This is a genomic window from Streptomyces sp. NPDC006430, from assembly GCF_040612395.1.
GTDB lineage: Bacteria > Actinomycetota > Actinomycetes > Streptomycetales > Streptomycetaceae > Streptomyces.
This window is the reverse complement of record NZ_JBEXQA010000004.1, coordinates 1-23,648: the sequence shown is the minus strand read 5'-3', so window position 1 is coordinate 23,648 and position 23,648 is coordinate 1. Positions and strand designations below refer to the sequence as shown.

Annotated in this window: 18 protein-coding genes and 1 pseudogene; 9 read left to right on the top strand and 10 right to left on the bottom strand. The window is 70.3% G+C overall.

Annotated features, from left to right (window positions below; genetic code table 11):
* Nucleotides 1–96 precede the first annotated feature (96 nt).
* From ABZZ20_RS08130 to kdpF, 3 genes are read right to left on the bottom strand one after another with little or no spacing between them, the layout of a single operon-like run.
* The gene (locus ABZZ20_RS08130) at nt 97–2,025 is read right to left on the bottom strand and encodes an NAD-binding protein (protein ID WP_356868041.1); all 1,929 of its coding nucleotides are present in this window, start codon (nt 2,023–2,025) and stop codon (nt 97–99) included.
* Between the two features lie 4 nt (nt 2,026–2,029).
* The gene (locus ABZZ20_RS08125) at nt 2,030–4,576 is read right to left on the bottom strand and encodes an ATP-binding protein (RefSeq protein ID WP_356868039.1); all 2,547 of its coding nucleotides are present in this window, start codon (nt 4,574–4,576) and stop codon (nt 2,030–2,032) included.
* A 2-nt stretch (nt 4,577–4,578) separates the two neighbouring features.
* Entirely contained in the window at nt 4,579–4,668 is a 90-nt protein-coding gene (kdpF, locus tag ABZZ20_RS08120) for a K(+)-transporting ATPase subunit F (protein ID WP_107093322.1), read from the bottom strand.
* 182 nt (nt 4,669–4,850) lie between these two features.
* On the opposite strand from kdpF, the gene ABZZ20_RS08115 reads away from it, so the two are divergent.
* The 3 genes from ABZZ20_RS08115 (at nt 4,851) to ABZZ20_RS08105 (ending at nt 7,867) form a co-directional block, all read left to right on the top strand.
* Entirely contained in the window at nt 4,851–6,443 is a 1,593-nt protein-coding gene (locus tag ABZZ20_RS08115) for a Na+/H+ antiporter (protein ID WP_356868037.1), read from the top strand.
* 87 nt (nt 6,444–6,530) lie between these two features.
* Nucleotides 6,531–6,878 (top strand): GntR family transcriptional regulator, encoded by a 348-nt coding sequence (locus ABZZ20_RS08110; RefSeq protein WP_356868035.1) that lies wholly within the window; start codon nt 6,531–6,533, stop codon nt 6,876–6,878.
* Complete coding sequence (locus ABZZ20_RS08105; RefSeq protein WP_356868033.1) at nt 6,875–7,867, top strand: DUF1648 domain-containing protein; 993 nt, start codon at nt 6,875–6,877, stop codon at nt 7,865–7,867. The genes ABZZ20_RS08110 and ABZZ20_RS08105 overlap by 4 nt, the downstream gene beginning before the upstream one ends.
* An 18-nt stretch (nt 7,868–7,885) precedes the next feature.
* Here ABZZ20_RS08105 and ABZZ20_RS08100 read toward each other — a convergent pair whose 3' ends face one another.
* The 3 genes from ABZZ20_RS08100 to ABZZ20_RS08090 form a co-directional block, all read right to left on the bottom strand.
* Nucleotides 7,886–8,743: a GNAT family N-acetyltransferase gene (locus ABZZ20_RS08100; protein WP_356868031.1), complete on the bottom strand. Its 858-nt coding sequence runs from the start codon at nt 8,741–8,743 to the stop codon at nt 7,886–7,888.
* A 476-nt stretch (nt 8,744–9,219) separates the two neighbouring features.
* Nucleotides 9,220–10,449, bottom strand: coding sequence for a hypothetical protein (locus ABZZ20_RS08095; RefSeq protein WP_356868029.1), 1,230 nt, complete (start codon nt 10,447–10,449; stop codon nt 9,220–9,222).
* Entirely contained in the window at nt 10,446–11,435 is a 990-nt protein-coding gene (locus tag ABZZ20_RS08090; RefSeq protein WP_356868027.1) for a hypothetical protein, read from the bottom strand. The genes ABZZ20_RS08095 and ABZZ20_RS08090 overlap by 4 nt, the downstream gene beginning before the upstream one ends.
* A gap of 559 nt (nt 11,436–11,994) precedes the next feature.
* Between ABZZ20_RS08090 and ABZZ20_RS08085 the strand changes: the two are divergent.
* Nucleotides 11,995–12,680: pseudogene (locus ABZZ20_RS08085) on the top strand (response regulator transcription factor).
* A gap of 320 nt (nt 12,681–13,000) precedes the next feature.
* Entirely contained in the window at nt 13,001–14,425 is a 1,425-nt protein-coding gene (locus tag ABZZ20_RS08080) for a hypothetical protein (RefSeq protein ID WP_356868025.1), read from the top strand.
* Between the two features lie 63 nt (nt 14,426–14,488).
* Here ABZZ20_RS08080 and ABZZ20_RS08075 read toward each other — a convergent pair whose 3' ends face one another.
* The 3 genes from ABZZ20_RS08075 to ABZZ20_RS08065 all read right to left on the bottom strand — a co-directional run bounded on the left by ABZZ20_RS08075 (nt 14,489) and on the right by ABZZ20_RS08065 (nt 17,081).
* On the bottom strand, nt 14,489–15,319 hold the full coding sequence (locus tag ABZZ20_RS08075; RefSeq protein ID WP_356868023.1) for an alpha/beta hydrolase: 831 nt from the start codon (nt 15,317–15,319) through the stop codon (nt 14,489–14,491).
* A 17-nt stretch (nt 15,320–15,336) separates the two neighbouring features.
* Nucleotides 15,337–15,972 carry a GNAT family N-acetyltransferase gene (locus ABZZ20_RS08070; protein WP_356868021.1) on the bottom strand — a complete coding sequence of 212 codons (636 nt, stop codon included), beginning with the start codon at nt 15,970–15,972 and terminating at the stop codon, nt 15,337–15,339.
* A gap of 302 nt (nt 15,973–16,274) precedes the next feature.
* A complete protein-coding gene (locus ABZZ20_RS08065) occupies nt 16,275–17,081 on the bottom strand; it encodes an SDR family NAD(P)-dependent oxidoreductase (protein ID WP_356868019.1) in 807 nt (268 codons plus the stop codon).
* A gap of 681 nt (nt 17,082–17,762) precedes the next feature.
* Here ABZZ20_RS08065 and ABZZ20_RS08060 point away from each other — a divergent pair.
* The 4 genes from ABZZ20_RS08060 to ABZZ20_RS08045 all read left to right on the top strand — a co-directional run bounded on the left by ABZZ20_RS08060 (nt 17,763) and on the right by ABZZ20_RS08045 (nt 22,684).
* Nucleotides 17,763–18,350: a hypothetical protein gene (locus ABZZ20_RS08060; RefSeq protein ID WP_356868017.1), complete on the top strand. Its 588-nt coding sequence runs from the start codon at nt 17,763–17,765 to the stop codon at nt 18,348–18,350.
* Between the two features lie 74 nt (nt 18,351–18,424).
* On the top strand, nt 18,425–18,916 hold the full coding sequence (locus tag ABZZ20_RS08055; RefSeq protein ID WP_356868015.1) for a hypothetical protein: 492 nt from the start codon (nt 18,425–18,427) through the stop codon (nt 18,914–18,916).
* 213 nt (nt 18,917–19,129) lie between these two features.
* A complete protein-coding gene (locus ABZZ20_RS08050; RefSeq protein WP_356868013.1) occupies nt 19,130–19,675 on the top strand; it encodes a hypothetical protein in 546 nt (181 codons plus the stop codon).
* A 237-nt stretch (nt 19,676–19,912) separates the two neighbouring features.
* Entirely contained in the window at nt 19,913–22,684 is a 2,772-nt protein-coding gene (locus tag ABZZ20_RS08045) for a cation-transporting P-type ATPase (protein ID WP_356868011.1), read from the top strand.
* 157 nt (nt 22,685–22,841) lie between these two features.
* Here the strand turns inward: ABZZ20_RS08045 and ABZZ20_RS08040 are convergent.
* Nucleotides 22,842–23,648, bottom strand: an 807-nt coding sequence (locus ABZZ20_RS08040) for an ATP-binding protein (RefSeq protein ID WP_356868009.1), incomplete at its 5' end; no start/stop codon positions are given.

The window sequence follows — 23,648 nt, the reverse complement described above, 5'->3', positions numbered from 1 at the left end:
TCATCGAATGACATAAGACCCCCATGGTGAAAATGGCATACCCGGACCGAGCCGGGTCTCAAGGTGACCGGCACGGCGATTCCGGTTCAGGTGAGTTCAATGGGCCGGACGAGGCCGGCGGCCCTCGGGGCGGGGCTGGACGCCGGTCATCAGAACGTCCAGTCCTCGCCGTGTGGTGACCAGCACGACACGGTCGTCATGGCGTAGGACCCGACCGTGTGGTGGGCGCCAGTCGAAAGCGGCCCGGTCCGTGCGGAATCCGCCGAGAGTGTCGTTCGATGAGGCCGAATGCCTGCTGGTCGTGGGGCCGACGGCGAGTACGCGCCACTCGTGCTCCTTGAAGGCCGCGTGTATGGAGTGCCCTTCCAGTTCCGGATGGCCGGCGACGTCCACGACGGTGAAGAGCAGGGATCCGCGCTCCACCGGCATCACACCCAGCACGTGGCGGCCCATCATCGCGGCGGCGAAGGAGGGTGCCGCCAGTGCCGAGACACTGCGGCTGCGGGTGAGAGCCTCCGGGTAGCCGGCGCGCATGGTGCGGGAGACGGTGGCGGCGAAGTCGTCGCCGTACAGGCGCATCACGGCGCGCACGCGGGGGTTGCTCTCGCGGGCGGCCATCACGATGTCGAGGTTCTCGCCGTCGTCGTGGGTGAGGACGAGCAGCGACTTGCTGGTGCCGATGCGGGCGAGATCGAGGACCCCGGGGGCGGCGGCGTCCTCAAGGAGCAGGTGCACACCGAGTTCACGCGCCAGGGCGACCCCGCGGGCCTGCGGGTCCCGCTCGATGACCACGACCTTGTGGTCGGTGGTGCACAGCTGTGCCAGGACGCGCGTGCCGATCTTGCCGAGGCCGACCAGGATGATGTGGTCGTGCAGTCCGGCATCCGGTACGTGGTTGGCCGACGCGGTGCGGAAGGCCAGCGTGGCGTTCATCGCGGCGGCCACGACGAGAGGGAGTACGGCCAGGCCGACGAAACCCGCGATGAGCTGGAGGACCTGGCGGGCCGTGGACTCTTCGGTTGCCGGGTCGCCCATGGTGAAGATGTCCAGCAGCGGCAGGTACACCGACTTCCACAACGGTCCGTCCTCCACGACAGCCGTCGCGGTGGCCAGTAGCACCACGGCCGCGGCGAGCACCCCGAAGACGGCGGTCACTTCACGGGATACGAAGATCTTCCAGGGCAGGTGCCCGAGCCGGTCGCTCAGCCAACCCCGGTAGGCCCGCCGCCGCCTGGCGGGGGACGCCAGCGCGTGGTGGTGGGTCACCTCTTCGAGCATGAGCCGGCCGTGCGTGAACTGCCGGTGATAGGCGGTAGCGGTGTCGGGCAGCAGCTGGGTGCCGTTGGCGCCCGGCGTTTCAGCGCTGTCCTCGCCCATCAGGTCGTCCATGTGCGTACCGGAGAGAACGGCGAGCGTGGCCAGGTCCGTCGCGTGGGGCGGGGTCCCGGCGGGGCGGACCACTCCGCGGAACACCTTGCCCTCGACCTGGAGGGTGGGCCCGTGCCCGACTGCCGCGGCGGCCACCAATTCGGGGACGGCCGTGTCGGCGTCGGAGAGCACCGTCGTGGACGCGTCGATGAACGCGTCGTCGTGCCCGGCGTGCGCGGCTGCCGCCCGGTCGAGGAGCAGTTCGAGATGGCGACCGCGGTCCCGGTTGAACATGCGGATGACCAGGCGTACGGACGGATTGATACTGCGGGCGAGCAGGGCAGCGGTCATGTTGATCTGGTCGTCGCCGTAGGTGAGGGCAAGCGCCGCGGCACGCTCGACGCCGGCCTCCCGGAGGGTCTGCTCGTCGGGCCGCGCGGAGATGAGCAGCTCCACGGGGGAGTGCGGATCCCGGTGCAGGGCGACGACCTCGGCGCCGTGCCCCTCGCGGCGCGACGGCAGGACGACCGTGACGGCCTCGCCGCACACGGCGTCGAGTTCCTGTGCCAGGCGGTGTGCGAGGCCGTCGTCACCACAAATGATCATGTGTTGGGAGCGCTGCCCGACTCGCGCTCGGAGCTGGAGGGTTGCGGACATGCGGTCAGAACCGCCCTGCTGTCACATCGGTGGCGACCGGCAGGGACAGGACCATGGTCAGTCCTCCGCCGGGGGTGTCCTCGGGTGTAAGCGTGCCGTCCATGGCCTCGGCGAGTCCCCTGGCGAGGGCGAGGCCGAGGCCGAGTCCGGCGGTGTTGTCGCGGTCGCCGAGGCGCTGGAACGGTTCGAAGGCACGCTCGCGGTCGTCGGCAGCGATCCCGGGGCCCCGGTCGGCGATCCTGATGTCGACCCGCCCGGCCAGCGTGCTGGCCGTCACCAGCACCGGGCACTCCGCGGGTGCGTGGCGGACCGCATTGCCGACGAGGTTGGCCAGCACCCGTTCCAGCAGCGGCGGGTCGGCCTGAAGCGCCGGTACCGATTCAAGGCTCTGCACATCGACGGCCGGCCCGCCATCGGGCATCAGGTCCAGTGAGTCCAGCGCGGCCGGCAGGACTTCCTCCAGTGTGGTGGCCCGCATGTCGAGCGTGAGGGCGCCCGCTTGGAGGCGGCTGAGATCGAGCAGGTTCTCCACCAGGCGGTTGAGCCGGTTCAGGGACACCTCGGCGGAGTCCAGCAGTTCCGCACGATCCTCGGCCGAGAACTCGATCTCCTGGTTGCGCAGTGAGCTGACCGCGGCCAGCGCCCCTGCCAAGGGGGTCCGCAGGTCGTGGCTGACGGCCCGGAGCAGGGCGGTGCGCAGGCGGTCGGCGGCCTTGATGGGTTCGACCTCGGCGGCGGCCTCGGCCAGCCGGGCCCGCTCCACGGCCGCGCCGACGTGCGCGGCGAAGGCGGCCAGCACGCGGCGTTCGGAGGATGGCAGCGTACGGCCGCGCAGGACGAGGAAGGCCTCGGGGCCCGCCGCCACCACGAGGGCGGTGTCCGTCGCGCCGCCTGTGCCAGGGGCTTCGGGAGCCAGCTCGACGGTGTCCATGCCGAATGTTTCACGCGTACGTTCCAGCAGCGCCGGGATCGTCTGGTCGCCGCGGACGATGCTGCCGGCGAGGGAGGACATCGTCTCAGCCTCGGCCGTGGCACGAGCCGCACGGCGGGAGAGCCGCAAGGACCTGTCCGCCGCGGCGGCCACGGTGGCGGCGACGACGGCGAAGACCACCAACGCCAGCACGCTGTCCGGGTCGCTCATGGTGAACTCGCCTATGGGCGGCATGAACCAGTAGTTGAGGAGCAGTGCGGCGGTCAGCGCCGCGATCAGGGCGGATGCCACTCCGCCGATGCAAGCCACGCCCACGACGGCCACCAGGAAGAGCAGCGCCTCGCTGGTGAGGTTCAGTGTGCCGCGCATGCGGTCGAGGCCGAGGGTGAGCAGCACCGGGAGCACCACGCCGGCCACGGGTCCGGCGATGAGCCGGGAGGTGGGGAGAGTACGGCGCCCGGACGGGAGTAGTCGGCCGTGGCCCGCCCGCTCGTGCGTGACCATGTGGACGTCGATGTCCTCGGACAGCGCCACGACGGTCTCGCCGATCCCGCGTCCGGTGAGGAAACGTTCCAGCCGACGGCGGCGGCTCGTACCGAGGACGAGCTGGGTGGCGTTCTCCGCCATCGCGAAGTCCACCAGTGCGGTGGGCACTTCGTCGCCGACGACGGAGTGGTAGCTGCCGCCCAGGTGCTCGACGAGGGCCCGCTGGCCGGCCAGAGCCGCGTGTGAGACTCCGGAGGCGAGCCCGTCGCTGCGCGCGATGTGCACGGCGAGCAGTTCACCGCCGGCGGACCGGCCGGCGATGCGTGCCGCGCGACGGATGAGGGTCTCGCCCTCGGGACCGCCGGTGAGGGCGACCACCACGCGTTCCCGGGTCTCCCAGACATCCCCGATGCCGTGCTCGGTACGGTACTTGTGGAGGGCCTCGTCCACCCGCCCGGCCAGCCACAGCAGGGCCAGCTCCCGCAGCGCGATGAGATTGCCGGGGCGGAAGTAGTTGGCGAGCGAGGCGTCTATCCGTTCCGGGGGATAGATGTTGCCGTGGGCCATCCGGCGTCGAAGTCCCTCGGGGGGTATGTCGACCAGCTCGACCTCATGGGCGCGGCGCACGAACTCGTCGGGCACCGTCTCGCGCTGTGGGACTCCGGTGATCTTCTCGACGACGTCGCTCAGCGACTCCAGGTGCTGGATGTTGAGCGTGGTGACGACATCGATCCCGGCGGCGAGGATGTCCTCGACGTCCTGCCAGCGCTTCGGGTGCCGGCCGTCCCCGGGGACATTGGTATGGGCGAGTTCGTCGATCAGCACCACCTGCGGCCGCCTCGCCAGCAGCGCTTCACGGTCCAACTCCGTGTACCGGCCGCCACGGTATTCCTGCCCGGCCGGCGGGAGGATCTCCAGGCCGTCGAGTTTCTCTTCGGTGTGCCGGCGCCGGTGGCACTCCACGAAGCCGGCCACCACATCCGCGCCGCGGGCCGCCCGGCGGTGTGCCTCGTCGAGCATCCGGTACGTCTTGCCCACGCCGGGTGCCGCGCCCAGAAAGACCTTGAGCCTCCCCAGCCGTACGGCCGGCTGTCCCGCGCCGGGCACCGGGCCCGCCTCGTGCGTGGTCGTCATGCTCAGAACTTCTCGGGGAAGAACAACGCCAGGACCAGGTACCCGACCAGGCTGACCGCAACGATGATGCCCACGACAGTTTCCGTACTCACCCGTACCCGACTCCTCCGTAAGTCCTCAACTTCACCAGCGAACATCAGCCAAGAGGTGATGGAAACGGCCCTGACGCACTCCTGACGCGAGTCGACCGGGACTTTGACGGTGTATTGACGGCCGTTGCATCGATAGGGTGAAGGCGGTGTGCCGGGAAGCCTGGTCGGCGTCGCGTGACCGCATGGTCCGCGTCGACTTGGGTGGGGGCGGAATGCGCAGCGTCGGTACGGTCTTGTTCCTCGTGGTGCTGGCCACGGTCGTGGCCACGAGTGCCCGCCGCTGGCGAATCCCCGCGCCCTCACTGCTCGTTGTCGTCGGCCTCGTCGTCGCGCTGATACCGGGCACTCCGGAGATCCGGGTCAGTCCGGAGGCCATCGGCCTCATCGTCCTGCCGCCGCTGCTGTACGCCAGCGCCGAGGAACTGTCCTGGCGCGAGCTGCGGCTGGTATGGAAGCCGGTCAGCGTGCTCGCGGTCGGTCTGGTCCTGGCCTCGGCGGCCGCGGTGGGTCTGGTCGCGTCGCTGCTCACCCCGCTGACCTGGCAGATGGCGCTGGTCCTGGGGGCCGTCCTCGCGAGTACGGACCCGGTGGCGGTCACCGCGCTCGGCCGGCGCCTCGCCCTGCCTCCCCGCGTCCAGGTCCTCGTACAGGCCGAGAGCCTCTTCAACGACGCCACTTCGCTCGTCCTCTTCCGTGTCGCGATCGTCGTGGCAGCAGCCTCCGCCGGGGTGTCCTGGCAGGCGGCGGGCACCGAGTTCGCGCTGCTCGCTGGCGGCGGCATCCTCATCGGAGGTGCGGTCGCCGGAGTGGTGGCTCTGATGCGCCGCAGGACCGAGGACCCCGTACTGGAGACCGTCATCGCCCTGGTGACCCCGTACGCCGCCTACGTGCTGGCCGAAGCGGTGCACGCGTCCGGCGTGACCTCCGTTGTCGTGGCGGGCGTGGTGCTCGGAGGCCGGGCCGACCGGTTCACCAATGCCCGCACACGGATCCAGCTGCACGCCGTCAACGGCACCGTGGTCTTCCTGCTGGAGAGCGTCGTCTTCAGCCTGATCGGCCTCACCCTGCCCGGACAGGTCGCCGCACTGACCGCTGCCGACGGGCTCTGGCCGCTGTACGCGCTGGCGGTCGCCGCGACCTTGGTCACCGTTCGCCTGCTGTGGGTCCTGCCCCTCTCGGCCGTCGTCCAGCGGAACGCGGGCGTACGTCCCTCCTGGCGAGTCCCGGCCGTGCTGACCTGGGCGGGCACGCGCGGCGTCGTCCCACTGGCCGCGGCCCTCTCCATCCCGGTCGCGGAGGGCGACGGCAGCCTCCTGGGCCAGCGCCCGCTCGTGCTCGTCCTGACCACGTCGGTGGTGGTGGTCACCCTCGTCGGCCAGGGCTTCACCCTGGCCGACGTGGTCCGTCGCTCCGGAATCGCCCTCGAACCGGATCACACCGAACGCGAGGAGGCCTCCGCCCGGTGCGCCCTTGCCGCAGCCGGCATCCGTCGGCTGGACGAGGTGTCCGACCTCGAAGCGGTACCGGACGTCGTCGCAGACCGGCTCCGGCGCAGCCTCCAGGCCCGGCTCGAACACGCCCGCGACCGCCTGGAGGAAGCCGACCTGGCTGAATCCGCAGACCAGGTCTATCGGCTGCTGCGCCGTGACCTGATCCGGGTGGAGGCCGTGGAACTCCAGCGTCTCTACGACGAACACCACATCAGCGACACCACCCGCCGATGCCTTCAGCGGTCCCTGGACCTGGAGGAGGCGCGGCTGGACCTGGCGAGATGATGTCGAGCTGCCGCCCACACGGGTTCTGTCCGGTGGATCCCCTGGATATCCCTCCTTGGTGATGATGGTGCTAGTTTCATTAGCACCATGCTGTTGAAGCTGAACATTGCGGACAACCGCCCTCTGCACGAACAGGTCGCGGGTGCGATCAGACGTGCCATCGCCGAGGGTGAGTGCGCTCCAGGTGAGCGCCTGCCATCGGCACGCGATCTCTCCCAGGCGTTGGGCGTCAACGTCAACACGGTCCTCCGCGGTCTTCGAGGGCTTCGCGATGAGGGACTACTGGAGTTCCGCCGCGGTCGCGGTGTGACCGTGGCCGAGGGGGCGGAGCAGCGCTCGGTGCTGCTCGACCGCGTGCGCGAACTGGTCGGTGACGCGGCGCATCTGGGCTACAGCAAGGCCGATCTCATGGAAATGATCAGGAGGCTGGCATGAACGACGGGACGGGGCGAAGGGGCGGAGAACAGTGGGGTGTCGCGATTTGGGCCGTGGCGGTCCTGGTCGCGCTCGTCGCACTTCCCTGGGCCGCCGGTGACCGGCTGCCGGAGCGGTTGGCGACTCACTGGGGCGCCGGCTCCGGCGGACCGGACGGCTCGATGCCGCTGTGGGCAGCCGCGCTGTTTCCCGGGTTGATCTGGCTGGTCCTGGTGCTGTTGACCGTCGTGCTCGCGCGGCGGCGCGAGGGGGCGACCTCAAGTCCGGCGATGCGGGGCTGGGCCGTAGCCGCACTGCTGTCCAGCGGTGTCCTCCTCGCTGGTGCGCAGGCATCCATCGTCCGGGCGAACCTGGATCACACGGACTGGCGGCAGGCCGATTCCGTGAGTCTGTGGACTGCGCTGACGTTCGGGGTGGCGACCGTGGCGGGGCTGGCCGGGTGGGCGGTTACCCGCCGCGGTCCGGCTGCGGCGCCGCCCGCGGTTGTGGGCAGTCCGAGCATGGACATTCCGGTGGGCGAGAAGTTCGTGTGGCTTTCCCGTACGACGAACCCGTGGCTCCGCTGGATCGGGGCCCTGTTCGGGCTGGTCGCGCTCGCTGCAGGACTCGTCGCGGTGAGCGGCCTGATCGAGGCGCAGTGGGTGGTCCTCGCACCGTTCGCCACGGTCTCCATCGCGGCTCTCTCGTGTGCCTCCGTACAGGCGCGTGTCACCGAGAAGGGCTTGGACGTGGTTTTCGGTCCGCTCGGCTGGCCGGTGCGGCGCTGGCTGGTTGAGGACATCGAATCGGCGCGTGCCGAAGACCGCACCCCCGCCCAGGTGGGGGGCTGGGGCTATCGGCTGAGCGGCATGGGCACGACAGTGATGCTCCGCGGCGGCGAGTGTCTGGTGATCCACCCCCGGCGGGGGAGTGAGTTCGCGGTGAGCGTGGACGATGCCGAACGGGGCGCTGCCCTGCTCAACGCCCTTGGCGGGCAACGCACCCACTGAGTCGGCGCTCGGGCCGCGTCACCCCGTCATCACTATGCGAGGGCGGGCGTGGTGATGGGACGGCTGCGCTGCCCTGTGCCCGACCTCGTGTGCCAATGCCCTGCCGGTGACGTGGTGGACGTATTCGCGGGTCAGCCGGAAGCCGGCCGTCCAGGCCAGTAGTCGGCTGGGCCGGTTGTCGTGTGAGCAGCACCAGCTCGCGGTGTGTCCCCGTGCCTGGATGTCGGCCGTCAGGCCGGCGACGCAGGCCAGTGCGGTGGGGGCCCCTCCCAGCGGTAGCTGGGGGAGCTCACGGCGGCGATCGGGAACGGTGACGACCGCGATGTCCTCGTAGGCGCTGCCGAGGAAGTAGGTGCAGGCGAGGGAGAGGATCCGACTCTTGGCGAAGGCGGCCCAGCCGTGGCCGGAAGCGGCGAGGCCGCTGGGTCCGCCCCAACTGGCATGAATCCAGGCGTTCTTGGAGTCCATCGCGGCCAGTGCCGGAACGTCTTGGGGAGTCAGCCGCCGCACTGTTGCGCCACGCGGGGTGCGGGGGAGGGGCACCGGTGCCTGAGGCTGGTGGACGTACAGCATCCGTTCCCAGGGGACGACGCGTTCGAATGCGGAGCCGAGCGACGGCCAGAACCGGGCGGGCGTCTCTACGTACCGGCCGGCGAACCGGGCCAGGGCGTCCTGGGTGAGCACGCTCGGATCGCCGCGCAGCAGCACGTGGTCCGCGCAGCTGACGGCGAGGACGCGAGGCCGGTCGGGGCGGTCGGCCCACCAGTGTCCGGCGCCCGTGGTCAGTACGTGCTCGGCGAGAGTCCCGGGACCGGGGGAGCCGGTGGGGAACCAACGGCTCAGGGCGGGGAGCTGCTGCGAGGAGATCCCGATCACGAATGCCTCCAGGTGGTGCTGCAACGGGTTCTCGGGCAGGGGGAGCGGGCGGTACAGGGCAGGAGGCCGCTCCGCTCCGGGCCGTGGCTCGCCTTCTGGCGTTGTGGCCGACGGGCGCAGGCACCTGCAGGTTGGGTGAGGAGGGGCGTGCGAGGCCGCGTGCCTGCCCGGGGCGGGGGCAGACACGGGACGGAAGCGGCCGCCCGTCATACGGGTGACTGTGGGTGGCCGCGGGTTGAGAACCCGTGCGTCAGCGCACCGGCAGGTGAGCAGCGCGCGAGGCCGGGCACACCGTATGCGGTGGCCGGTCGTCATGGAGCAGACCGCTGTTCACGTCATTCATCCAACTGCTTCGTGAGACGGGGATCAAGGAGGTCGGCCGGTCCTTGACACAGCTTTGATGCCGGCATGACTGACCCCGGCCACGACGGGTGGTACCGATCACGGGCCACACAACCCGCCCCGCCGTCCGCGGCTCACCCGCTGGGCAGTGTCACCTTCTCCTGGCCGCAGCCGATACGGCTGGACTCCGCCTCGACGTAGGCGGGCAGCAGGTCGTGGACGAACGTGAAGTCCTGCTCCCCGAACCGGTCCTTCTGTTCCAGCATGAAGATCACGTCCCCGGTCTGGCACTGCGCCCGGTACACGGCCCGGCTCACGTTGAACGCCCCGTACCCGTTGGTGCCCTTGAAGGACGAGCCGCCCTTGAGTAGATCCTGGGAGAAGACGGCGGTCAGTGCCGGGTCCACGACGGTCGTCATCCGAACCGTGGCCTTGGGGTAACGGCCGGACGCCTCGCATATCCGGGCAGAGCCGCCGTCGCCGCTGACCCGGGTACGTGACAGGCTCTCGCGGTAGGCAGCCGGGAGGGCGAGGCCCTTGATGCCGCAGAAGGAGTCCGGCTGGGTGTCCCGCCACACGACGACGTCCTTCGGCAGGTCCGGAGACCGGTAGACCCCGGAGCAACCCAGCTCGCGTATGACGCCGTTGGCCGCATCCACCGCAGCGTGCGCCAGAGCGGCGCGGTCCTCCCGCTCGTACTCCGACGAGACGTCGATGCCCGCAGGCCCCATGCCGACGTCGACCACGACCGGGCCCTCGAACTGGTCGGGTCTGCCGGTGCAGGACTGGGGAAGCGCCACCCAGGCGCGGGAGGAGGAGGCCATGCCCGGCAGGCCTTCCCCGAGTGCCACCATGCCGGCCGCGAGGAACTCCTCGGGCCACTGCCGCCCGTCGCTTCCGTAGAGACCGTCCAGCTTGTGCACCCGTACGGTCAGCTGCCTTCTGGCCATGTCGTCCTTGTAACTGGTGATGCGGCACTGGCCGTAGGACAGTCCTTGGCCGTGCGGGTCGGTCTGCAGCACCTGCTCCTCGACCTCGGTCCTGCGGTCGCCGAAGAGGGAGGACACGGTCGAGTCGCCGAGGGAGTCCCAGCAGGGGGCGGGGCCGAGCAGCGGCAGGGTGTCCGTACGCCAGGCGACGGCGCCGGCCCCGAGTAGGCCGCCGGCCAGGACGCCCGCCGCGGTGGCCCGGACGGTGCGGTTCCGTAGCAGCCGGCGCACCAACGAGGGCCGCGCGGGTGAGGGAACCGAGGGAATCAGGTCCTGGTCCTTGTCCGGCTCCCGGGCAGGGGTCGTTTCGCTGTCCACTGCGGGTGTCACGCTCTCTCCGTTGTCCGCCACGCTGCCGTTGTTGTCTGAGGTCACCGGTTCTCCCCGGCCTGGCACCCGATGCGCTTGCTCACGGACGCGGTGAAGTTCGCGAACACCTGCTGGTCGTCCGGGCGGCTTCGGCCCTTGAGGCCGGGCTCGACGTTCCCGTAGAACACGGTCCGCCGACCGCCACAGGTGGCCCGCACAAGTCCCCGGCCGTTTCCTTCGGGAAGCCCGTCGAACAGTGCGACCATCCGGGGCTCGGACGCCATCACGAACTGCGCCGCCGGCTCATCGGGCACCCCCCGGGAGCGCCACACCACCGAACAGGTCTGGAGCCGCTCACCGACGACGCCCACCTGCTGCTGATAGGCGGAGTCCTTTCCGAACTCGAAAGTCACCCCCGGAATCCTGCACAGAGGACTGGAGGCCCTCTCGTCCTTCTCCGCGGTGACCAACATCGGCGAGGACAGGCGCAGCGGCTTTGCGGGCTTGCAGCCCGCCTTCGACGCAGCGGTGCCGGCCGCGTCCAGCAGCATCCGGGCGACGTCCATCCGGTTTCCGATGGTGAAAGGCATGGCCTTCCTCCCCAGGTGGCCGTCACCCCAGCTCTCGCTCCGGATCGTGACCACGGACGGTCTGCCGTCCACATCACAGGCCTCGGGCAGCACCAGCATGGCTCGATCGCGGCCGACCAGCCCGTTCAGTCCGTCGGGCAACGGAGAAGCCGAACCGTCGAAGAAGTGGGCTATCCACGCACGGCGTTCCTCGGCCGAGGCCGGGACGGGGCCGTACGCGAGGGTGACGCGCTCATCGAAGGTGAGCGGGTCGGTGGAGTCATCATCGGCGACCGACGAGGCGACGGTGACCGTGCACGTGGCGGTCGGCCTGGTGGACGAGGGCGGCGCCGACTCGGTGGCCCGGCGCGCGGAGCCGGACTTGCCGAGCGCCTCCTCGCCGAGGAAGGACGGACCACTGTCCTCCTGCCACGCCCCCCAGCAGTAGCTCGCGTGGAACGGCCAGCTGCCTGTCGCGCTCAATCCGTACAACCCCGCACCCGAGGCAAGAACCGCCCCACCTGTAACAAGGGCGAGGAGCCTCCCCCGTTGCCTGCCGCCGATGCCCATGACATTCCCCCTCGTGAACCATGTAGATCACAGCAAACGCACCGATGCTACGCCCGATGTCGGTGGTGTTTACGACTCATTTACGGCACCCCGATGCCCGCCATCAGCAGCGCGTCAGGAAGTGCGGGTTTGCCGTAAGAGGGGCGTCAACCTGGTGCGTTGGCGCACGGCGGTGATCGCAGACTGAGTGGCAGGGGGAAGCGGACGACCGTCCGTGATGCGAGGTTGGAGGGCGCGTGACGATCGCCGCCGAGACCACACCCAGTCCGGACCGCGGGGGGTCGGGCTGGAGCCGGGACGCATCACGGACGGGCCGTCCCGTGCACCGTCGCGCGAGCCTTGCCGTGAGGAAGCCGTCAAAGTCGCACCCACGGCCGTATGGACGTCGTCAACGCCTGCCGAGGTGGCCGAACACCGCTGTTCCCTCCGGTTATCCGTACTCACAGGACGACAACAGGAAGGCGGCCCGCCAATGCCCCGGGTGCTGGTGGTGGATGACGAACCGCAGCTTGCGCGATTGCTGGTGATCAATCTGAAGGCGCGGAAGTACGACGTGGACTGCGCGTCGGACGGGGGCACGGCCCTGGAGGCCGTGGCGGCCTGCCGTCCAGATGCGGTCCTGCTGGACCTCGGGCTGCCCGACATGGATGGGATCGATGTGATCAAGCGGCTGCGTGGATGGTCGCAGGTGCCCGTCCTGGTGGTTTCTGCCCGCCACGGCTCCGAGGAGAAGATCCAGGCCCTGGACGCGGGCGCCGACGACTACGTCACCAAGCCCTTCAGCATGGACGAACTGCTGGCCCGGCTGGGAGCCGTCATCCGCCGGACACCGACACAGGAGTCGGCCGCCGCGGACGAAGCGGTTGTCGAGACCGAGGAGTTCACCGTCGACCTGCTCGCGAAGAAGGCGAGGCGCAGAGGGAAGAGCACAGGCTCACGCCGACGGAGTGGCATCTGCTGGAGGTCCTGATCCGCAACCGGGGCCGGCTCGTCAGCCAGCGGCGTCTGCTCCAGCAGGTGTGGGGTTCGTCCTACGGAACGCAGACCAACTTCTTGCGGGTGTACATGGCTCACCTCAGGCGGAAGCTGGAAGCGGACCCGGCGCACCCGCGGCATCTGATCACCGCCCCCGGCTTGGGGTACCGCTTCGAGGCGTGAGTGCGGCGGAGCCGACGGACCGGGGGGCGCCGTCAAGGCCCCGTCAATTCTGTGTATCCCCGCGTATGAAGACCATCAACGTGCCTGGTGGGTCGAACTGTTGAGCCAGATGCTGGCGTGCACGCAGGGCCGTACGAACGGCCCGGGTGTGAGCTGGAGTGCGAGTGACGATCACTGCCGGTACCGAACCGACCCAGGGAGCGGGGGCTCCGGAGACTGTCACGCAGAGCCCCGCACCGGACACCCGTCGCGTGAGCGTCCCACGTTCGCCGTCCGGAGGAGAACTGGGAGGAGGGCCGTCGGGACCACGGCCTCCCACCGTGATCGCCCGGGCGGCCCGCCTGCTCGCCGATCGCTACTGGGCCACCTTGCCCGGCCGGCTGCTCCTCGCTCGTGCGGCGAGCCTGCTGCTCGTCGCCGGGCTGCTGATCCTGCTCGTGGTCGCGGCGACGGGCGCGACCACCGCTTGGGAAGAAACGGCCCAGCGCGACGCGCCCCGTACCGTCTCCGCGACCCGGCTCAACCTCGCACTCAACGACATGGACGCGCAGACGGCCAACATCCTGCTCTCCAGTGGTGATTCCGGTACCGGCAAGGGGCGCCTGGAAGAGTCGTACGCCAAGGCGAGCGGCTACTACGGCGAGGCCCAGGAGACCATCAGCCGCTCCCTGCGCACGCTCGCCGCCGCCTCGGAAGGAGACCCGGCCACCGAGGCGACCGTCGTGCGGCTCACCGATGACTTCGCGCACTACCAGGAGCTGATCGGGCGTGCACTGGAGAACGACAGCCGGCCCGGCGGCAAGGACGCCGCCCGCGAGGACTACCGGACCGCGACCGACCTCCTCACGGGGCGGCTGCTCCCGGAGGCGCGCAAGCTCGTTGACGCCAACAATGCGGTGTACGAACGGCAGTACGCCGCAGCGCGAGGCGACCTCGACGTGCAGCGGACCGCCGAAGCCGTCCTCGGCGTACTGCTGATCGCCGCGCTGGTACTGCTCCAGATCCGCCTCGCGCGCCGGTTCCACCGGGTCTTTAACCCGGGACTGATCGCCGCCACCCTCTGCGCCGTGGTCGCGGTCGTGTGCGGAGCCCAGCTGCTCACGATCACTTACGACCGGATGAAGGTCGCCCGCCGCGACTCCTTCGACTCCGTCATCGCGCTGTCACGGTCCAAAGCGATCGGCTACGACGCCAACGCCGACGAGAGCCGCTACCTCCTGGACCCCGACCGCCGCCCCGCGTACGAGCTCTCATTCCTCGACAAGTCGCATCAGCTGTACGGGATTCAGGGCGCCGGACTCGACACGTACGACCGGAAACTCGCCGACACGTGGGCCACCTACCTGAACAACCACGAGGACAAACGGTTCACCGGCGAGTACCGGCGCGAACTGGACAACATCACCTTCGCGGGCGAGCGGGAGGCCGCCCAGAAGACCGTCGAGGCGTACGCCGTCTACCAGCGCGACGACCGGACCTTCAGGTGGCTGGTGGCCGAGGGGAAGCAGCAGGAGGCCACGGTCTTCTGCATCGGCTGGGCACCGGACACCTCGAACGCCCACTTCGGGGAGTGGATGAAGGCTCTGGACCAGGTCACGGCCATCAATCAGAGGCACTTCGATCTCGCTGTCAAAGAGGGCCGTGCGGCACTGACCATGCGAGGCCCGGTGGCCGGAGCGTCGCTACTGCTCACGGCCGGGTTGACGGTGCTGGGGCTGCGGCGCCGGCTGGCCGAGTTCCGGTGAGAGGGGCCGGTGAGCCGTACGGACGCGGGCAGGGGCGGGGAGATCGGCGTGCCTGATGTCCGCTCATACAAGGGCCGCCAGCCGTCGGGGGTGTTCCTCGACTACGAGGTGGCCGGCGTCCGGGATGACGTGCAGATCGGTGTCGAGCACGGTGCGGACCGCGGGGGCGAGCCGTCGCGGCGGCAGGAAGATGTCGTGCGCTCCCGTGATGACCAGCCGGGGAACGGCCCGCGCAGGGAGGTCTGCAACGCCCGGAGCTCCACTCGAGCGGGAGTGGCGTGCGACCAGCGTCATCCACTCCACCAGTTCCTCGCGCGGCTGGTGGCCGGGCGCGAGCATGGCCCGCAGGAGCCGGGTGCTGCGCGCCGGAGTCGGTCGGACGAACCAGGCGGCGGAGACGGCGAGCAGGCCGGGGGTGAGGCGCAGCCTGCCCAGTCCGCCGGGTGAGACGAGCACGAGCCGGTCGATGCGCGGTGAAGAGCTGGACAGGGCGATGGCGGCGCCGAAGGAGTGCCCGATCACCACCAGGGGCCCGGTTGCGGCGCAGGCGTCGAGGACCTCGCTCAGCCATGTGCCGTACCACGACAGGCGGCCGCCGGAGATCCCGCGCTCCCCGGAACTGAGACCGGGCTGTCCGGGGACGTCCGGCAGGACGAACCGATGGCCGGCCGCGACAAGGGAGGTGGCAAGGGGTAGGGATGCGGCGGCGTTGAAGTTCGTACCCGGCACGAAGACCACCGTGGTCGGGCCGGAGCCGGCGCTCACCAGGTGGGTCTCTGCTCCGTTGGCGGTCACCACCGTCCGCTCGTGCGGCACCGGCCATGCGTCGAGCCGGTCGGTGCACCAGCGGCGGATGTGCTCCCGGCCCGGCGTGCTGCGGTAAATGGAGTCCACCCGGCGAGTATCGCCTCTCATCCCGCCGCCACTCTTCCGGTTGCCGTCGGTGTGCCGACGGCGTAGTGGGCGTACTCCCGCTCCGGACGGAAGCCGGCGGTCCAGGCGAGCAGGCGGCCGGGGCGGTTGCTCGCAGAGCAGGCCCAGCTGGGGGTGTGCCCTCGGGCCGCTATGTCCGAACACAGGGCGTTGATGCAGTCCAGAGCCAGGTACTGGAGGCGCGGGTCGGGCACGGTGACGCAGGCGACGTCCTCGTAGGCGGTGCCGAGGAAGTAGGTGCAGGCCACGGCCACGATGCGGTCGCCCTGGAAGGCGGCCCAGGCGTAGCCCGAGCGGACGAGGGCGTCCGGTCCGCCCCAGGTGCGGTGTATCCAGCTCATCGCGGGCGGAAGGGTGGTGAGCGCGCGCGTGTCGCGGGCGTCCAGCCTACGCACGGTCACACCCCTGGGCGGCCGGGTGGCGGGCACGGGGGAGCGCTTGACGTACACCATGCGCTGCCATGGCACGACCCGGTCGAACGCGGCCCCGATCAGCGGAAGGAAGCGGCCCGTAGCCTCGATGGAGCGGTCCGCGAAGACCCCGAGATCCGTCGGCGTCAGGGCCTGCGGGTCTCCGCGCAGGAGTACGTGGTCCCCGGATTCGGCGGCGATCACGCGCGGCTGGATGACGCGGTCCACCCATCAGCGGCCGGCCTCGGTGGTCAGGACGTGCTCGGTCAGGGCGGCCGACCCCGGGGCCCCGGTGGGGAACCAGCGAACGAGGGCCGGGAGTCGGTGGGGCGGCAAGTTGGTCATGAGGCTTCCTTGTCGGGACATGGAGGCGGGGCGGCCCTGTTCGGAGGGCCGCCCCGCGGAATGGGCTGTTGGCTAGCAGGTGGGCTTGCTGCCGTGGTTGGAGCCCTTCTTGCGGCGGGCCCTCTTCTTGCGTGCGCGCTTGGACATGGACGGGTGTCCCTTCAGGCGGTGTGGCCGACGAGGAGGTCGGCGAGCTTGTTGAGGCGCTTGATCGTGCGGTCCTCGGTGGCGGCGGCGGCCGGGGCGACGCGTTCGTCGCGGTCGTAGTAGGCGCCGTTGACGATCTCGGTGGCCGGGTCGCAGAGGCGTACGACGTGCTGGGCGCCCTCGGCGGCGGATTCGCCCTCGTTGCCGTAGAGGGGGAGCAGGCCGGTCTCGCAGACACCGGGGTGGACGGACACGGCGGTGACACGCGGGTCGGAGGCGAAGACGGTCAGCGCCAGCTGCGACTGCGCGTAGGCGGCGAGCCGCGAGTATCGGCGCTCCCGGTTCGGGTCGCTCCACTGGATGGCGGCCGTGCGGTGGAGCGAGGAGGAGACGTTGACGACGCGCCCGCCCGGGTCGCTGGTGAGGGAGGGTTCCAGGAGGTTGGTGAGAAGGTAGTGCGCGAGGAAGTTGACCTGGAAGGCGATCTCGTTGCCATTGACGGTGAGGGTGTGACGCTCGGGGGCGGCGATGGCCGCGTTGTTGACGAGAACGTCGAGGCGCGGGTGTTCCCGTACGACCGCGTGGGCCAGGTTCTCGACTTCCTCCAGGCGGACGAAGTCGGCGGCGAGCGGGCGCAGCAGGGCGCTGTCGATGCCCTCGGTGGTCACCAGACGGTCGGCCGCGGCCTGGGCCTCCTCGGCGGTGCGGCCATGGAGAAGGACGGCCGCGCCGCGCTGGGCGAGCTGGCGAGCGGTCTCGTAGCCGATGCCGGCGGTGGCGCCGGTGACGAGGACGGTACGTCCGGACAGGGATGAAGACATGTCGGATTCCTGGAAGCAGGCATGGCTGACGCGCCCGGCGCCCCCGGCGTAGGCAGGGGGCGAGGGCTCAGGTCATGCGGGGAAAGGGGAGTACGCGTACGAAGCCCTGGCCGGAGTCCTTCAGGACGCCGGTGGCAAGTACGCGGAGGACGCGCGGCCGATGTCAGAGGGCCGGGCGGACAGCGGGCGCCGTCGGCTGCACCGGATTCGGTGGCCGATCGTCGTAGCGCGGACCGCTGTTCATGACTCCATCCCAGCGCATCACGGATGCCGAGGCAAGATCCTGAACGGGACTTTGACGGCCTTCTGACGGCCGTCGGGTAACCGTGCGAATCCGGTCTTCGCGCAGGTCATCAGGGCCGCGTCAAAGATCGACGACCGTGCGGAAGGAACGCGTAAAGGAGCGTTGTCACGGACGTCGGCCGGGAGCAGACTGGCGGAGCGACGGAGCCGGTGACGGTCCGGTGGCACGCGGCTGGAGGTCGGTGACCTGAACACCGCCGAAGATGCGCATGGTCCGGCCGTGGGGGTACGGGCCGATGCGACCGCGTGCTGGTCAACCGTCGCACAACACATGAGCCGTCCAGCTCCCGGTGTGGGGATACCGGAGCTGGGCGGCTCGCGTGTTTCGGGCGTCAGCGCGTACACCAGCAGACGATCCTTTCCGGCAAGTAGTTGCTAATGCGGCAAGTAGGCGCGATTGGGACCGAGCGGTTCCGCCGTACCCTGGCCTGGCACATCGCACGCCGTCCCGGCGGGCTCGTCGCCCTGGCCATCCAGTACGGCCACATGCGTACCGCCGTCAGCGCCGGCTACGCGGCGCGAAGCCGCGACGGCATCCACGACCTCCTCGACATCGAGACCGCCCGTGCCACCGCCGACACCATCGCCGCCCTCCACGAGGATCTCTCCGAAGGCGCCGGCATCTCCGGGCCGGCTGCCCGGCGGGCGATCCACGCCGCCGCCCAGGCGCAGTTCACCGGCTCGATCCGCAGTGCCCGTCAGGCCAGGGCCATCCTTCGCAACTCCAGCCTGGCCGTCCACGACAACCCGCACGCCTATCTGATGTGCGTCTACAACCGCGACAAGGCTCTCTGCCACCGCTTGGGCACCGGGGATGCCCCCACGCTGGACCGCTGCGTGCCTTCCTGCGCGAACATCGCACGTACCGACCGGCACACCGCCCAGCTCACCGCACAGGCGGAGAACCTGGAGGAGCAAGCAGCCTCACAGATGGTCCCGCACCCGCTGGCCGACCGGCTTCTCTAGCGCGCGGACCACCTGCGCCACCTCGCAGACCAGCACTCCCGCCATCGCATCGGCGGACAGGAGGAAACCCCCGCATGAGCCCGGCCCCTGACGAACGCGACCGCATCCTCGCCGCCATGGGCCGCATCCTGGCCGGACAACCCCAGCGGTCGAACGGAGCGCTGACCATCGTCGCCCTGGCCGAGGAAGCCGAAGTGCCCCGCAACGCCCTCACCCAGCGCCACACCGACCTGAAGAACGAGTTCTACGAGAAAGTCCGGGCACGCGGAGGAATCCCCGACAGCGAGAGACGGCTGCGCCAGCAGATCTGCAGGCTCAAGGAACTCCGTGCCGCGGATGCCGAGGAGCTTCGCCAACTGCGTGAGGACAACGAAGCCCTCGTCGGCGCGCTGCACCAGGCCGTGGCGGAGAACCGGCTCCTGCGCCAGCAAGCCGCAGAGCAGCACCGCAACATCCGTGTCCTGCCCACCAGTGCGGCCGCAGGACAACACGGACCGTCCCTCCCCGCGCGGGGGAGCTCCCCGCGACCATCGACCGTCGCGGAATGCGGCTGTCTGGATACGTAGTGCAGTGATGTCGACTTGGGTTGCGGGGCCTCTTCATGTCGCGGCCCGCGGGTCCGGTAGGGGTACGGCTGGGGACTGTGTGGCCCTTGAGGGGCGGGCGGGGCGGTGCAGAGATGGGTGTAGGCACCGGGGGCGGGAGGAGGTGGGCTCATCATGTGGGCTTTCGGGCCTTGGAGAATCTGCCCTGCGCGGGCGCGAGGGAGGCTGCGGCGGATGTGCTGTGCGGATCGGCTGCAGCGGCCGTCTGACCGGCTGGAGCTGTGGCTGGTGCGGCTGCTTTGGATCTTCGCTGTGGTCGCCGTACCACTGGCTGCCTGGTTCGCGGCTGGCGCTGCCCATGGGCACTACGCCGAGGTGCGCCGTGCCCAGGTGGACTCGCGTCATGTCGTTGATGCCAAGGTAGTCGCGGATAACGACAACCAGGGCGGCTCGCGTTCGGATGGTGCGCGGGTGCCTGTGGAATGGCGTGACGCCGGCGGGTATCGCCGTACGTTCGTAGAAGCGGCTGTGGGGCTGCGAGAAGGCGGACACCTGCAGGTCTGGCTCGACGGTCAAGGCCGCGTCACCTCGCCTCCCATTCGCCCGTCGGCGCCCGTGGCTGCCGGTGCTGTCGTGGGCACCGGCGCTGCGGCTGGTACCGCTGCGGCGGTCTTCGCGGTCCGCAAGATCGTCGCTCTCTCCCTCGAACGGCAGCGGCTCCTTGAGTGGGGCCGCGAATGGGAGCGGGTGGAACCTCGCTGGACCGGCCGCACGGTATGACCGCTCAGGTCGCGTTGCGCTCCCGTCGGTGCGGCTGCTCTGCGCCTTTGGTGCGGGCACAGGGTGTAACCGACTGCAGGGGTATCGGCGTAACTGGCCGCGGTGGAGGGCCGCGCGCACCCTGAGAGTGGAAGCCGAATGGTCCGGAGCCGCAGGGAGGTGGTGGCTATGCAGTGCGGGATAGCGGCCCGGTGGGGCCCCCATCTGGGCCGCGCCCTCGATTCGGGGTGAGGTGACGTGTCCGGCGAGCTCGGGGTGTCGGAGCCGGCTGCGGCACCGTTGGACCCTGAGGAGCGGGTGGATCTGCTGCTGCGGGACCTGCGCAGTACGCGGGAGGGGCTCACCGCGCGGGAGGCGGCCCGGCGGCTGGTGCACTACGGGCCGAACATGCTGCGCCGGCGCGGTGGCCGGCGCTGGCCCGGGGAGCTGGCGCGGCAGTTCACCCATCCTCTGGCGCTGCTGCTGTGGGCGGCGGCGCTGCTGGCGTGGTGGGCGGGGATCGTCGCGGTGGCGCTGGCCATCGTCGTGGTGATCGTGGTCAATGCGGCCTTCGCGTTCGTGCAGGAGATGCAGGCCGAGCGGGCGGTGGAAGCTCTGGCGGCCTATCTGCCGGAGCGGGCGAAGGTGCTGCGCGACGGGCAGGAGCAGATGGTCGATGCGGCCGATCTGGTTCCCGGGGACGTCCTGGTGGTGGAGGAGGGGGACCGGATCTCGGCCGACGCGCGGCTGATCACTGGAGGGGTGGAGGTCGACCTGTCGGCGTTGACGGGCGAGTCGATGCCCGCCTACAGGTCCGCGGAACTCGCCGATGTGCATGTGCCGCTTTTGCAGGCCCGGGACCTGGTGTTCAGCGGGACCGTGTGCACGGAGGGCGAAGGGCGGGCCCTGGTTTTCGCCACCGGCATGCACACCGAGCTGGGGCGGATCGCCGCGCTCTCGGAGCGGGTGGAGCGCGAGGTCAGCCCGCTGGAGAGCCAGGTCAGACGAGTGGCCTGGCTGATCGCGCTGATCGCGGTGGTCATGGGCCTGGCGTTCTTGCCGGTGGCGGTGTACGGCGCGAAGCTGCCGTTCCACGACGCGGTCGTCTTCGCAGTCGGCCTGCTGGTCGGCAACGTCCCCGAAGGGCTGCTGCCGGTGATCACCCTGGCACTGGCCCTGGGGGTGCGGGAGCTGGTACGGCGCGGGGCGGTCGTCAAGCGGCTCAGCGCGGTGGAGACCCTGGGCTCGGCGGACGTGATCTGCACCGACAAGACCGGCACCCTGACCGAGAACCGCATGCACGTCGCCACCGTGTGGACCACCGCCGGACCACAGCACCTCACCGGCGCCGACACCGTGCAGGGAACGGACAGCGACGCGGCCCTCGTCGCCCTCGCTGCGGTGATGACCCGCTGCAACAACGCCCAGCCCGCCACCGCCGAAGCCGACGGCACCGCGATCGGAGACCCCACCGAGCTCGCCCTGCTGGAAGCCGCCAGCCGTCTGGGCCACGGCATCACCCCCGCCGACCGGGAACGGGACCGCCGGCGGCAGTTTCACTTCGACCCGGTTCTCAAGCTGATGTCCACCGTGGACGAACGCGACAACGGGGTATGGACGGACACCAAGGGCGCACCCGAAGCGGTGGTACCCCACTGCAGCCGGATCCTGCAGACCGACGCAAGCACCCAGCCCCTCACCGACGACGTCCGCCGCCGGGTCGAGGAACAGGTCGACGCCCTTGCCCGGCATGGACTACGGGTCCTGGCCCTGGCCGAGCGCCGCCTGAACGCCGCCGCGCTGCCCGAAAACCGTGCCGAAGCCGAGCAGGACCTGACCCTGATCGGCCTGGCGGCCATGGCCGACCCGCCCCGCCCCGAAGTGGCCGAGGCCGTCGCCCACTGCCACGGCGCAGGCATCAGAGTCATCATCGTGACCGGCGACCACGCCCTGACCGCCGCGGCCATCGCACACCAGGTCGGCATAGGCGGCCCGCACCCCCGGGTGGTCACCGGCGAGGAACTCGACCGCATGCCCGAGGACGACCTCGACCACCTCCTGCGCCACCACCGCGAACTGATCTTCGCCCGCAGCTCACCGGAGGCCAAGCTGCGGATCGCCGACGCGCTGCGCGCCGAGGGCCATGTGGTGGCCATGACGGGCGACGGCGTCAACGACGCACCCGCCCTGCGGCGCGCCGACATCGGCGTGGCCATGGGACGCTCCGGCACCGATGTGGCCCGCGAAGCGGCCACCATGGTCCTCACCGACGACAACTTCGCCACCATCGTCACGGCGATAGGTGCCGGGCGCCGGATCTACGACAACATCCGCAAGTTCATCTGCTACATCTTCGCCCACACCACCCCCGAGATCACCCCGTTCCTGGTGTTCGCCCTGGGCGGTGGAGCGATCCCGCTCCCCCTGACCGTGCTGCAGCTGCTGGCCTTCGACGTCGGCACCGAAACCCTGCCCGCCCTCGCCCTGGGCCGCGAACGGGCCGAACCCGGCCTGATGGACCGCCCGCCTCGACCGCGCTCCGAAGGAGTCATCCGCGGCTCCATGCTCCTGCGTGCCTGGCTCTTCCTCGGCGTCATCTGCGCCGCCCTGCAGATGGCAGGGTTCTTCGCCGTCCTCATCCACGCCGACTGGCACCCCGGCGACCCCACAGGCCCCGGCACCCCACTGCACCACTCCTACCAGCAGGCCACCACCATGACCTTACTGGGCATGGTCGCCGGCCAGATCGGCACCGCCTTCGCCGCCCGCACCGACCACGCCTCCTTGCGCTCCATCGGCGTCTTCACCAACCCCCTGCTGCTGTGGGGCATCGGCTTCGAACTCGCCCTGGCCGCACTTTTCATCTACGCCCCGCCCTTCCAGGACCTGCTGGGCACCGCCGCCCTCACCCCCGCCATGGTCGCGCTCGTCATCCCCTTCCCCTTCGTGGTGTGGGGCGCCGACGAACTACGACGCTGGCTCCTGCGACGACAAACACACGCGTCGACCTCTGCCCGCCGGAAGAGCTAATGCGCAACTGGCTGTCTCTGACCGAGGAGGGGATGACCGCTTATCGGCGTCACCTCGCCGCCCTCACGGCCATCGCGGGCTCACTGAGTTGATGCGGGGGATGATCGCCGGCCACAGGATGTGACCGGCGATCATTTGGCCTGGTCCGCGGGCTGGTTCAGGTGACCGCCGACGTCGGGAGATCCGCCGTGACCGGCGGTGCGCCACCCGCTATGGGGAGGGTGATGACCATGGTGAGGCCGCCGCCGGGAGTGTCCTCGGCCGTCAGCGTGCCGCCGATGGCCTCGGTGAAGCCGCGGGCGACCGCGAGGCCGAGTCCCACGCCTGCGCCGCGTGGGGCGTCGCCGTGGCGCTGGAACGGCTCGAAGATCCGGTCCTTGGCCTCGTCCGGGACGCCGGGCCCGCGGTCGACGACGCGCAGTTCCACGCGCTGGTGCAGGGCGCTGGCCGTGACGTTGACGGGCTGGCCGGCGGGGGTGTATTTGACGGCGTTTTCGACGATGTTGGCGACGGCTCGTTCGAGCAGGCCGCGGTCGACGGCGATCATGGGGAGGGTTTCGGGGATGTCGAGTTCGACGCTGTCCTCTGGTATGCCGCCCAGGGCCATCGGGACGACCTCGTCGAGGTCGGTCTCGCGGATCAGCGGGACGACGGTGCCGGTGTTGAGGCGGGACATGTCGAGGAGGTTGCCGATCAGGGCGGCGAGGCGGTCGGCGCCGTCCTCGATGCCTTCGAGGAGTTCGGCCTTGTCGTCCTCGGACCATTCGACGTCGTCGGAGCGGAGCGAGGTCACGGAGGCCTTGATGCCGGCGAGCGGGGTGCGCAGGTCGTGGCTGACGGCGGCGAGCAGGGCGGTGCGGATGCGGTTGGCCTCGGCGAGTTCGCGGGACTTCTCGGCTTCGTCGACGAGGCGCTGGCGGTCGAGTACGACGGCTGCCTGGGCGGCGAAGGCGCCGAGCACGCG

Coding starts and splice junctions, on each gene's coding strand:
- ABZZ20_RS08130 (WP_356868041.1), bottom strand. CDS start 2,025: ATGTCCGCAACCCTCCAGCTCCGAGCGCGAGTCGGGCAGCGCTCCCAA.
- ABZZ20_RS08125 (WP_356868039.1), bottom strand. CDS start 4,576: ATGACGACCACGCACGAGGCGGGCCCGGTGCCCGGCGCGGGACAGCCG.
- ABZZ20_RS08115 (WP_356868037.1), top strand. CDS start 4,851: ATGGTCCGCGTCGACTTGGGTGGGGGCGGAATGCGCAGCGTCGGTACG.
- ABZZ20_RS08110 (WP_356868035.1), top strand. CDS start 6,531: ATGCTGTTGAAGCTGAACATTGCGGACAACCGCCCTCTGCACGAACAG.
- ABZZ20_RS08105 (WP_356868033.1), top strand. CDS start 6,875: ATGAACGACGGGACGGGGCGAAGGGGCGGAGAACAGTGGGGTGTCGCG.
- ABZZ20_RS08065 (WP_356868019.1), bottom strand. CDS start 17,081: ATGTCTTCATCCCTGTCCGGACGTACCGTCCTCGTCACCGGCGCCACC.
- ABZZ20_RS08060 (WP_356868017.1), top strand. CDS start 17,763: ATGCGGCAAGTAGGCGCGATTGGGACCGAGCGGTTCCGCCGTACCCTG.
- ABZZ20_RS08055 (WP_356868015.1), top strand. CDS start 18,425: ATGAGCCCGGCCCCTGACGAACGCGACCGCATCCTCGCCGCCATGGGC.
- ABZZ20_RS08050 (WP_356868013.1), top strand. CDS start 19,130: ATGTGCTGTGCGGATCGGCTGCAGCGGCCGTCTGACCGGCTGGAGCTG.